Here is an 11,937-nt window from a genome sequence, read left to right on the forward strand (position 1 = left end):
TTTAGAATGAAGAATCAGAAAAGAGTCGTTATTGAAAACGTATTTCCAAAATTAAATGATGGTGATTTTTTTATAAAACGTGTTGTAAACGAAATTGTTTCAGTTTCTGCTGATGTACTTGTTGACGGTCATGATGTTATTGCAGCGTCAGTTTTATACAAACATAAGAAGGCTAAGAATTGGCAAGAGGCTCGAATGATTTCACATCAAAATAATAATTGGACAGCATCTTTTACTGTTGAAAAACAGGGCTTTTATGAATATAAAGTTGCTGGCTGGGTTGATTATGCTTTAAATTGGCAACACGGTATTGAGCGTAAAATAGACGACAATCAACATGTCTCTTCAGAGTTGTTAGAAGGGATTGAGTATTTAAAAAATATCTTACCAAAGGCATCAGCTTCTGAAAAAGAATACTTAAAAAATTTAATAGAAGCTTTTGCAGATGCAACTAGTTATTTACAAGCTGTAACGGAAGCTGTAAGCAAAAGATTACATGACATATTTACAAAATATCCAGAGAAAAAATTAATCAATGCTTCAAAAGTATATCAAGTTTATGTTGATAGATTAAAAGCGAGATTTAGTACTTGGTATGAATTTTTTCCTAGGTCAGCATCTCAAACTGAAAATAGACACGGTACGTTTAAAGATTGTGAAAAGTTACTACCTCGTGTTTCAAATATGGGGTTTGATACCTTGTATTTTCCACCAATTCATCCAATAGGTGAAGTTAATAGAAAAGGTAAAAATAATACTACAGAAGCTTTTGAAGGAGATGTTGGTTCTTGTTGGGGTATTGGTTCAAAGGATGGTGGGCATAAAGCAATTCATCCTGAACTTGGTAGTGTTGAAGATTTTAAATCGTTAATTAAAAAAGCAAAAGATTTAAATATTGAAATTGCAATGGATTATGCATTGCAAGCTGCTCCAGATCATCCTTGGGTAAAAGAACACCCAGAGTGGTTTAAATGGAGACCAGATGGGACGGTACAATATGCTGAAAATCCACCAAAAAAATACCAAGATATTTTGCCGATTTATTGGGAAAGTAAGGATTTTAAAAATCTATGGGACGAGTGTTTAGATACTTTGTACTATTGGATTGATTGTGGAATTCATGTTTTTAGAGTTGATAATCCACATACTAAACCATATTATTTTTGGAATTGGATTATTGCAGAGGTTAAAGCTAAGCATCCTGATGTTTTATTTTTAGCTGAAGCATTTACCATGCCAAAAGTAATGCAACAATTAGCAAAGCATGGATATACGCAATCTTACACCTATTTTACTTGGAGAAATAACAAGTTTGAATTAACCGAATATGTTGAAGAATTAACAAAAACAGATCAACGTGAGTATATGCGTCCAAATTTTTGGCCAAATACACCTGATATAAATCCATTTCATTTACAAGGAGCTAATGAGTCTAAGTATTTGCAACGTTACGCTTTAGCGGCTACTTTAAGTTCAAACATTGGTATTTATGGGCCTGTTTTTGAGTATATGATTAGCGAGCCTATTATTGGAAAAGAAGAATATTTAAATTCTGAAAAGTTTCAAATTTGTAATTATGATTGGTCAAAAGAAAATAAAATTACCCGTTCTATTACAAAAATCAATAATATTCGTTTACAGCATGAAGCACTTCAGCAAACAAATAACATACGATTTTGCGCTATCAATAATGATAATTTAATAGCATTTTATAAATGGAACGATGCTAAAACTAGCGAACTTTTAATTATTGTTAATTTAGATGAGCACCATTCTCAACAAGGTATGTTACAATTGCCTTTGGGAGATTTGGGTATTGATCACGGGCACACTTTAAAAGTAACAGATTTAATTACAGATAACACCTATTATTGGCAAGATGAATGGAACTTTGTTGAGTTACATCCGTCGTTGCCTTTTCATATATTTACGATAGATAAATAATAAAATATGTCTAAAGAACCAACAATTTCAAAATACAATTTTGATGTTCCTTGGGAAAATCTCTTAGAAAATAAAGATTTTCTAAAAGTATTTTTATCAGATGTTCTTGAACAATATATTGTTAAGCAGCGTTGGTATGGAGGTAAATCGAGTAAAATAAAATATATTGAACTTTCTGAATATTTTAGAATTCAACAAAATGATGAAGTTTATTTTGGGTTAATTTTAGAGGTAGATTTTATTGAAGCATTTTATCATCATTATTTTATTCCAATTGCATTTGTTTCTGATGAAAATTTTGCAAAAAAGGATCGAATTTTACCTGTAAGTATTAAAAATCAAGAAGGGTTTATAATTGATGCCGTAAATTTAGAATCGTTTAGAAAATTAGTTTTTGAACGTATAGCAAATGCAGAAGCAATTGATAAAACAAAAGTTCAATATCATAAAAGCGATTTATTTTCAAATATCACTTATGAATCTTCAGGATTTTTAGGTCTAGAACAAAGTAACACTTCACTTATTTTTAATGAAAAATATGTATTAAAATTTTTTAGAAGAATTTTCTCAAATAAAAACCCCGATTATGAAATGAATCGGTTTTTAACTGAAAGAAAGGATTTTAAAAACACACCCAAATATTTTGGAAGTATTAATTTTATTCAAAAAGAAAAAGATCTTGTAACTATAGCAGTAATGCAAGAATTAATTCCTAATGAAGGTGATGCTTGGCAAATTTTTCTGAAGGAAATAGATAAAGTATTTAGTACACTCAAGGAAAAAAATATTGATATCAATAATTTACCTGAACCTGAACTTTATCAACGATTAAGAATTCATGATATTCCACATAGAATTATAGATTGGGCAGGATTAAATTTATTTTTAAAATTAAAGGTTTTAGCTAAAAGAACAGCCGAAATGCATATTAATTTAGGTTCTGAATTTGAAGATACTGCTTTTACACCCACTCATTTTAATGGAGATTATGAAGTATGGTTAAAAAACAGAATGATTTACCAATTTCAGAACAGATTAAATATTATTGAAAATAATTTACACAAGTTAGATGGCTATAGTTTAGAAATGGCGAAAGATTTATTAAGTAAAAAAAGCTTAATAAGAAGCAAATTCTTAAATTTTGATTGGAAAAAATTAAAAGGTGAACGAATTAGAATTCACGGTGATTATCATTTAGGTCAAATTTTAGTACAAGAAAATGATTTTTACATACTTGATTTTGAAGGTGAGCCAGAAAGTACCATTAGAGATCGTCAGGTAAAACAACCTCCAATGAAAGATGTTGCAGGTTTATTTAGATCTTTTCACTATGCTATTTATGCAACAATTTTTAATAATAAAGATAAGTACAACTACTCACAAGAAGAATTGTTTAAAGCAGCAGAATTGTTGTATGGTTACTTTACAGGTGTTTTTTTAGGCACCTATGTTTTTAAAGTACAACAAGCTAATTTAAATATTGGATATAGTCAAGAACGAAATTTTATTTTAGAATATTGCTTGTTAGAAAAGGCAGTATATGAGCTAGGCTACGAATTAAATTCACGCCCATCTTGGGCAGTTATTCCTTTAAAAGGAATTTCAAATCTTATTAATAATTAATTTATGACAAACGTACAACCATATAGTCTATTTACAGATTTTGATATTTCATTATTTAAAGCCGGTAAACATTATCGCTTATATGAAAAATTTGGTGCACACTTAACCACTGTTAATGGAGTAGAAGGCACCTATTTTGCAGTTTGGGCACCTACGGCAAATCAAGTTTCAGTAATTGGAGATTTTAATTTCTGGACTGATGCAGAACATAAACTAAATGTACGTTGGGATTCTTCAGGTATTTGGGAAGGATTTATTCCAAACGTAGGAAAAGGAACCACGTATAAATATAAAATTCATTCAAACAATCAAGGATATATTTCAGAAAAAGCAGACCCTTATGCACGTAGAAGCGAGCATAATCCAAATACAGCTTCAATTGTTTGGAAAGATGACTATAAATGGAAAGATAAAAAATGGCTGAAAACTAGAAAAAAACACAATGCTTTAGATGCGCCATATTCTGTTTATGAAGTACATTTAGGTTCTTGGAAAAGACATGCTACAGAAGATCGATTTTTATCGTATGTAGAATTAGCTGATGATTTGGTAAGTTATGTAAAAGAAATGAATTTTACACATGTAGAACTAATGCCGATTATGGAGTTTCCTTATGACCCGTCTTGGGGATACCAAATAACAGGTTATTTTGCACCAACTTCTCGTTTTGGCTATCCTGAAGAATTTAAATTCTTGGTAGATAAACTGCATGAAAACGGTATTGGAATCATATTGGATTGGGTGCCATCTCACTTTCCTGAAGATGCTCACGGTTTAGGTTATTTTGATGGCTCAGAATTGTATGAACATCCAGATAAACGTAAAGGGTATCACCAAGATTGGAAAAGTTTAATTTTTAATTATGAACGAAATGAAGTTCGTTCCTTTTTAATAAGTAATGCTATTTTTTGGTTAGATCAATTTCACGCTGATGGACTCCGTGTTGATGCAGTAGCCTCAATGTTATTTTTAGACTATTCACGTAAAGATGGTGAATGGGAACCAAATATGTATGGAGGAAATGAAAACTTAGCGGTTATTTCATTGTTAAAAGAATTGAATGAGGAAGTGTATAAATCGTTTCCTGATGTACAAACCATTGCTGAAGAATCTACTGCATTTCCAATGGTATCAAAACCAACTTCAATGGGAGGTTTAGGCTTTGGAATGAAATGGATGATGGGATGGATGCACGATACCCTGGAGTATTTCGCAAAAGATTCCATCTATAGACGCTACCATCAAAATGAGATTACATTTAGTTTAGCGTATGTATTTACAGAGAATTTTATGTTGCCGCTATCACATGATGAAGTTGTGTACGGGAAAAAATCTATTTTAGGAAGAATGCCTGGCGATGAGTGGCAACGTTTTGCAAATTTAAGATTATTATACGGTTATATGTTTACGCACCCTGGAACTAAATTATTATTTATGGGAGGTGAATTTGGTCAATACAACGAATGGGATTTTGAAAGTAGTTTAGATTGGCATTTGTTAGAATTTGAACCACATCAAAAATTAAAAACATTTTACAAAGAATTGAATAAATTCTATAGAGAAACACCTTCACTTTTTGAAAAAGGATTTGTAAATGAAGGTTTTGAATGGATTAGTTATGAAGACAACACCAACTCAGTTATTTCATATATCAGAAAAGGAAATAACCCAGAAGATGATGTGATTGTTGTTTGTAATTTCACACCTAAAGTACAGGAAAACTATTTATTAGGAGTACACAAAGGTGGTAAATTAAAAGAACAATTTAATAGTGATGCCGAAAAATTTGGAGGAAGTGGAATTGTAAATCCGCGTCAAATACCAGTTAAAAAGTTACCTTGGAATGGAAAAGAATTCTCAGCTCAACTAACGTTACCACCATTAGGAATAACTATTTTAAAGTTAAAATAGCACACAAACTTAATTTAAGTAATAGAACGCTTGATATTTTATAAATTTTATAAAATATCAAGCGTTTTTTTCATTAAAAGAAATGGTATTAAATCATTAATTTTAGTACGTTTGCAAATATTTGATTACTACTAGCTTATGATTTTAAATACAGAATTAGAATACAAAGGAAATTTATTTCCAACAAAAATTGTCTTTTATAAAAAAGATGTTGACACTTTATATTTTAAAAGTGAAAATGGGGTTGCACTGCAAGTTATTGTCCAGAGAGATAGTGTTTTAAGATTTAGATTTGCAACTACAGCCATTTTTGAAAAAGACTTTTCTTACGGTATTACAAAATATGCAAGTAAAGGGTATAACCGTTTGGATATAGATGAAGATGATGATAATTATATAATTACAACATCTAAATTAATTTGTCATATTTCTAAATTAGATATGCGTACTGCAATTTTTGATGCCAAAGACAACTCACTTATTTGTGAAGATGAATTAGGATTCCACTGGGAAGAGTTTTATGAAGAAGGAGGAGACATTGTAAAAATGTCTAAAACTTCACAAGAAGGAGAAAGTTATTATGGTTTAGGAGATAAACCTGTAGATGTAAATTTAAAAGGAAAACGATTTGAAAACTGGGTAACAGATTCCTATGCTTATGGTAGAGGTTCTGACCCTATTTATAAAACCATTCCATTTTATTTAGGTGTACACCATAAAAAAGCATACGGAATATTTTTTGATAACACATTCCGCTCATTTTTCGATTTTAGTAAAGAAAAAAGAAATGTAACCAGTTTTTGGGCTGAAGGTGGAGAAATGAATTATTACTTCATTTATGGACCTGAAATGTCTGAGGTTGTTTCAAATTACACCGATTTAACAGGTCGTCCACAACATATTCCACCACTTTGGGCTTTAGGGTTTCACCAATGTAAATGGAGCTATTATCCAGAAAGTAAGGTTAAAGAAGTCACCAGTAAATTTAGAGAATTAAAAATTCCTTGTGATGCAATTTATTTAGATATTGATTATATGGAAGGGTTTAGATGCTTTACTTGGAATAAAGAGTATTTCCCTGATCCTAAAAGAATGGTAAAAGAATTAGCTGATGATGGTTTTAAAACCGTAGCTATTATTGATCCAGGAATAAAAATTGATAATGATTATAGTGTTTATAAAGAAGCACTTGAAAAAGACTACTTCTGTAAACGTGCTGATGGTGCCTTTATGAAAGGAAAAGTTTGGCCTGGTGAATGTTATTTTCCAGATTACACAAATCCTGAAGTTCGTGAATGGTGGTCTGAATTATTTAGAGAATTAATTGAAGATATTGGTGTTAAAGGAGTTTGGAATGATATGAATGAACCTGCCGTAATGGATGTTCCAGGAAAAACATTTCCAAAAGATGTTCGTCACGATTATGATGGAAATCCTTGTAGTCATAGAAAAGCACACAATGTGTATGGAATGCAAATGGCTCGTGCAACGTATCACGGCTTAAAAAAGTTTTCATATCCAAAGCGTCCTTTTGTAATTACAAGAGCAGCTTATTCAGGTACACAACGTTATACCTCTACTTGGACTGGAGATAATGTAGCTACTTGGGATCACTTATCATTGGCTAATAATCAGGCACAACGTATGTGTATGTCTGGTTTTTCTTTTGTAGGATCTGATATTGGTGGATTTGCAGAACAACCAAACGGTGAATTATTTACACGTTGGATTCAATTAGGTGTATTTCACCCTTTCTTTAGAGTACATTCATCAGGAGACCATGGAGATCAAGAACCTTGGACTTTTGGAACAACATTAACTGATATTGTTCGAAAATTTATTGAAATTAGATACCAGTTATTGCCTTATTTATATACAGCTTTTTGGAGGTATGCAGGTGAAGGAATTCCAATTTTAAAATCGTTAGTACTTTTTGATCAAGAAGATCCAAACACACATTATAGAAATGATGAATTTATTTTTGGTGAAAAAATATTAGCCTGTCCAATTTTAGAACCAAATGCAAAGGGGAGAAGAATGTATTTTCCTAAAGGAAGATGGTATAATTTCTGGGATAATTCAATTATTGTTGGAGGTGAAGAAATTTGGGTAGACGCAGATATTGATAGTATGCCAATTTTTGTAAAAGAAGGAGCAATAATTCCGAAATATCCAATTCAACAATATGTAGGTGAAAAAGAAATTGAACAACTAGAATTAGATGTTTATTATAAAAAAGGGAAAGAATCTTCTGAAGTGTATGAAGATGCTCAAGATGGATACGATTATAAAAAAGGAAGGTATAGTTTAAGAAATTTTACCCAAGTTGGAAAAAATAAATCTTTTATTATTCAGCAGTATAAGTCGGGTAAATTTATTACGAATTATGAAACTTTTAAAATTAATATTCACGGGTTACCATTTAAAATAAAATCTATTCAAGTAGATAATGAGGAGATTGAAATTAAAATGTCAAATGGAGATGTAACGTTAGAGATAACGAAAGGTTTTAGGGAATTACATATTATTAGCGAATAGTTTTTCTAATTTATATAAAAAAAGCCTCTTAATTTTAAGAGGCTTTTTTTGTAAGTTATAATAAGATGTTTCGACAATTTAATAAAAATATTTAAATTGCAATTATGAGTAAACTTTGGTTTTTAGAAAATGTAAATCTTTTTAAAATTTTATGTCCGCACAAATATGCTAATTATAAGGACTGTCATAATTTTAATGGTTATGCAAAAAATGATTATATCTATTTTGAAGATGATGCATCTTCAACGGTTTATTTAATTGACAAAGGAAAGGTTAAATTGGGCTATTATACGAAAGATGGAAACGAGGTTGTGAAAGCAATTCTGTGTAAAGGAGAATTATTTGGTGAAAAGGCCATTTTAGGAGAAGATAAGCGTAATGAGTTTGCACAATCTATAGATAGTAAAACATCAATTTGTCCCATTGGTGTTGAGACACTTCACGATTTAATGAGGGATAACCAAACGTTTACTTTAAAAATTTATAAATTCATTAGTTTTAGAATTCAAAAGTTAGAGCGTCGTTTACAATTATTATTGTTTAAAGATGCTAAAACTCGATTATTAGACTTTTTAGATGAATTGTGTGAAGATTATGGGGTTTGTTGTGAAGAAACAGGTAAAATGAAAGCTGAACATCCTTATACTCAAAAGGATATCGCAAATTTATTAGGTACTTCAAGGCCAACATTAAACTCAATAATGAATGAGTTAAAAGAAGAAGGAGTTATTGATTTTAAAGGAAAACAGATACTTTTTTTAAAAAAATCTGCTTAGTGTTAGCTAGCTAACATTTTATTACTTCAAACTAAAATACATTTGCCTTATAACAATTTAAAAATTATTAAAAATGGCAAAAATTAAAGTTTTATTTAGTTTACTAGCGTTGGGATTAGCTTTTGCATCTTGTGATGATAATGATGATACCCCAAAGTACAAAGATTTAGAATTAAACATTTCAGGTTTAGAAGATTTAGGAAATGATTATGTGTATGAAGGATGGATAATTGTTGATGGTGCTCCAGTAACAACTGGAAGATTTTCTGTAGATGCTTCAGGAGAACTTTCTCAAGATTCATTTGCATTAGATTATGATGATGTGTCTGATGCATCAACGTTTATTTTAACAATTGAACCATCAGTAGGAGATGATCCTGCGCCAAGTGCGGTTCATATTTTAGCTGGAGATTTTAGCGGTAAATCTGGAAGTTTAAGTATTTTTCATCCTGCAGCATTAGGAGATGATTATGCTTCAGCAGCAGGAAAATACATTTTGGCAACACCAACAGATGATGTAGATACCAATGAAAATAGTGGTATTTGGTTTTTAAGTTTAGCATCAGGATCTCCCGCAGTAGGATTAGACTTACCAACATTACCTGATGGTTGGAAATATGAAGGCTGGGTAGTAATTAATGGAAGTCCTGTATCAACAGGAACTTTTACAGCAGTTGATGTAGCTGATGATTTTAGCGGATTTAGTGGTTCAAAATCAGGACCTCCTTTTCCAGGCGAAGACTTTTTATTAAATGCGCCAAGTGGATTAACTTTTCCAACTGATCTTGCAGGTGGAGTAGCGGTGATTTCAATTGAGCCTTACCCAGATAATAGTTCAGCTCCTTTTTTATTGAAGCCTTTAGTAGGAACTATTGCAGCAGGAGCAACTGATCACACAACTTATGATATGGGACAAAATTTACAATTCCCAACAGGAACTGTTTCAAGATAATTTAATTTAATTCAGTTCTAGTGAAAGCGATGTTACAATGTAGCATCGCTTTTTTGTTATATTTGCTTGTAAGTTTTGGGTAAAATAAACCACTATTATTATAAAACGAAGTGTATGAATAAAATTTTCAATAAAAAGAATTTCTCAACATCAAATATTATATTCCTTATAGTTGCTGCATTGTTACTTTACCCACCTTCAAGAGAGTGGTTTCAACGTCAAATAGCCTTTTCTCCTTCTGTAAATACGGTAGACGAATCAGAACAAATTGATACCTATAACTGGAGTTTAAACGGATTAAATACAGCTAATATTGAATTTTCTGATTTAAAAGGGAAAGTAGTTTTTGTAAACTTTTGGGCTACTTGGTGCCCGCCTTGTAGAGCCGAAATGCCTATGATTCAAAAACTATACGATGATTATAAAGATAAAGTGGCATTTGTTTTTGTAACGAATGAAAATTGGCCTACTGTAGAAAAGTTTTATAGTAAGAATAGTTATAATTTACCAACTTATAATTCTATAAGTAGTCCACCAAATAAATTTTCAGAAACAAATAGTATTCCAGCGACTTATTTATTAGACAAAGAAGGGAATATTTTAATAAAGAAAACAGGTGCTGCTGATTGGGATAGTGATAAAGTAAGAAAGTTACTAGATGAATTGCTAGCAAAATAAAACCCTGTAACTAAGAGCTACAGGGTTATTTTAATCTTTTCATAATCTTGATTTTAAGCATTATATAAACCATATCTTCTGAATCTATCCCATTGAATTCTTTTGGTATTTGTAAAGTTTATAAATAATGTTTTTTTCTTGTTTTCTTGTCCAGTGTTTACATCTAGTGTTTTCATAATAAATAGTTTTAAGTTATTGTCTTTATATAAAAGACGTCCATACTTAAATTTTGTTACTCTATTATGTATTACATAGTACTATATTAACAATTATTTAACTAAGTCGTTAATTATTAATATTTTAATTTGAAAAAAGTTGAAAAGGTTATGAGTATTCTGAAAATATTTCGTTTAAACTCTCAATAATTAGGTTACAGCCTTTGTAAATTTCATCTTCAGAAATAGTTAAAGGAGGAGTAATTCTAATAGCTTTGCCTTCAAATAATAACCAAAATAGTAGCAATCCTTTGTCTAAACATTTTAAAATTACTTTTGAAGCAATTTCAGGAGTTTCAACTAAAGCCGCTAACATTAATCCTTTTCCTCTAATTTCGGTAATAAGTGGGTGGATTAATAATTTACGGATTAAAACTTCTTTTTGAATTGTTTGTGCTATAAGATTAGAATTTAACAATTCAGCTAATGTTGCTTCTGCAGCTGCGGCAATTACAGGATGCCCACCAAAAGTAGTAATATGTCCTAATTTGGGATGCTGTTGTAAACAACTCATTAATTTGTTAGAAGAAATAAATGCACCGATTGGCATACCTCCACCTAATCCTTTTCCAGTTACAAAAATATCAGGGACTACATTATAATTTTCAAAACCGTATAATTTTCCTGTTCTACCAACTCCAGATTGTATTTCATCTAAAATTAACAAAGCACCAACTTCTTCGCAACGCTTCTTTACTTTTAAAAGGTAATTATCTTTAGGTTCAATAAAACCAGCACCACCTTGAATGGTTTCTAAAATAACGCCTGCAGTTTTACTAGTTATACGTTCAATATCAGCTATGTTATTGAATTCAATAAATTGAATTCCTGGAATTAACGGTCTAAAAGCGCTGTTTTGTTCTTCAGCACCACAAACACTCATAGCACCTTGCGTATTTCCGTGGTAACCATTTTTAGCAGCTATAATTTCACTTCTTCCAGTAAAGCGTTTTGCTAGTTTTATGGCACCTTCAGTAGCTTCGGTCCCAGAGTTTGTTAAATAAACAGTTTCTAGTGGACTTGGTAAATTTTCAACAAGTAATTTACACAATTGAACTGATGGTTGTTGAATAAATTCACCATAAACCATTACATGTGTATAAGCATCAACCTGATTTTTTATAGCTTCTGATACTTTAGGATGACCGTGGCCTAAGGTATTTGCTGAGACTCCTGCTATAAAATCTAAATATGATTTTCCATCGGTGTCGTAAACATAGCTTCCTTTAGCCTTTGAAATTTCAAGAGCAAGTGGGTGAGGAGATGTTTGTGCTTGATATGTTAAAAAATCTTTTTTCAA

General features: G+C 31.0%; 9 protein-coding genes. 7 read left to right on the forward strand and 2 right to left on the reverse strand.

Features of this window, described 5'->3' with window-relative positions; genetic code table 11:
• Positions 1–6: 6 nt before the first annotated feature.
• The 7 genes from CHB67_RS01655 to CHB67_RS01685 all read left to right on the forward strand — a co-directional run bounded on the left by CHB67_RS01655 (position 7) and on the right by CHB67_RS01685 (position 10,422).
• Positions 7–1,944 (forward strand): alpha-1,4-glucan--maltose-1-phosphate maltosyltransferase, encoded by a 1,938-nt coding sequence (locus tag CHB67_RS01655; RefSeq protein WP_089379996.1) that lies wholly within the window; start codon positions 7–9, stop codon positions 1,942–1,944.
• A 6-nt stretch (positions 1,945–1,950) separates the two neighbouring features.
• Positions 1,951–3,567, forward strand: coding sequence for a trehalose synthase (locus CHB67_RS01660; protein ID WP_089379997.1), 1,617 nt, complete (start codon positions 1,951–1,953; stop codon positions 3,565–3,567).
• A gap of 3 nt (positions 3,568–3,570) precedes the next feature.
• Positions 3,571–5,478: a 1,4-alpha-glucan branching protein GlgB gene (gene glgB / locus CHB67_RS01665; protein ID WP_089379998.1), complete on the forward strand. Its 1,908-nt coding sequence runs from the start codon at positions 3,571–3,573 to the stop codon at positions 5,476–5,478.
• Between the two features lie 138 nt (positions 5,479–5,616).
• Entirely contained in the window at positions 5,617–8,016 is a 2,400-nt protein-coding gene (locus CHB67_RS01670; RefSeq protein WP_089379999.1) for a glycoside hydrolase family 31 protein, read from the forward strand.
• Between the two features lie 104 nt (positions 8,017–8,120).
• The gene (locus CHB67_RS01675; RefSeq protein WP_089380000.1) at positions 8,121–8,792 is read left to right on the forward strand and encodes a Crp/Fnr family transcriptional regulator; all 672 of its coding nucleotides are present in this window, start codon (positions 8,121–8,123) and stop codon (positions 8,790–8,792) included.
• A gap of 73 nt (positions 8,793–8,865) precedes the next feature.
• Positions 8,866–9,744: an anti-sigma factor gene (locus CHB67_RS01680; protein ID WP_089380001.1), complete on the forward strand. Its 879-nt coding sequence runs from the start codon at positions 8,866–8,868 to the stop codon at positions 9,742–9,744.
• Between the two features lie 114 nt (positions 9,745–9,858).
• The gene (locus tag CHB67_RS01685) at positions 9,859–10,422 is read left to right on the forward strand and encodes a TlpA family protein disulfide reductase (protein ID WP_089380002.1); all 564 of its coding nucleotides are present in this window, start codon (positions 9,859–9,861) and stop codon (positions 10,420–10,422) included.
• Positions 10,423–10,475: 53 nt separating this feature from the next.
• On the opposite strand, the gene CHB67_RS17395 is transcribed toward CHB67_RS01685, so the two are convergent.
• Both CHB67_RS17395 and CHB67_RS01690 read right to left on the reverse strand, forming a co-directional pair.
• A complete protein-coding gene (locus CHB67_RS17395) occupies positions 10,476–10,598 on the reverse strand; it encodes a hypothetical protein (RefSeq protein ID WP_262494267.1) in 123 nt (40 codons plus the stop codon).
• 148 nt (positions 10,599–10,746) lie between these two features.
• The gene (locus CHB67_RS01690; protein ID WP_089380003.1) at positions 10,747–11,937 is read right to left on the reverse strand and encodes an aspartate aminotransferase family protein; all 1,191 of its coding nucleotides are present in this window, start codon (positions 11,935–11,937) and stop codon (positions 10,747–10,749) included.

Source organism: Lutibacter agarilyticus, from assembly GCF_900188235.1.
In the GTDB taxonomy this organism is placed as follows: Bacteria; Bacteroidota; Bacteroidia; order Flavobacteriales; family Flavobacteriaceae; genus Lutibacter; species Lutibacter agarilyticus.

Excerpts from the sequence above, each read along its gene's own strand:
- CHB67_RS01655 (WP_089379996.1), top strand. The coding sequence starts at position 7 with ATGAAGAATCAGAAAAGAGTCGTTATTGAAAACGTATTTCCAAAATTA.
- CHB67_RS01660 (WP_089379997.1), top strand. The coding sequence starts at position 1,951 with ATGTCTAAAGAACCAACAATTTCAAAATACAATTTTGATGTTCCTTGG.
- glgB (WP_089379998.1), top strand. The coding sequence starts at position 3,571 with ATGACAAACGTACAACCATATAGTCTATTTACAGATTTTGATATTTCA.
- CHB67_RS01670 (WP_089379999.1), top strand. The coding sequence starts at position 5,617 with ATGATTTTAAATACAGAATTAGAATACAAAGGAAATTTATTTCCAACA.
- CHB67_RS01675 (WP_089380000.1), top strand. The coding sequence starts at position 8,121 with ATGAGTAAACTTTGGTTTTTAGAAAATGTAAATCTTTTTAAAATTTTA.
- CHB67_RS01680 (WP_089380001.1), top strand. The coding sequence starts at position 8,866 with ATGGCAAAAATTAAAGTTTTATTTAGTTTACTAGCGTTGGGATTAGCT.
- CHB67_RS01685 (WP_089380002.1), top strand. The coding sequence starts at position 9,859 with ATGAATAAAATTTTCAATAAAAAGAATTTCTCAACATCAAATATTATA.
- CHB67_RS17395 (WP_262494267.1), bottom strand. The coding sequence starts at position 10,598 with ATGAAAACACTAGATGTAAACACTGGACAAGAAAACAAGAAAAAAACA.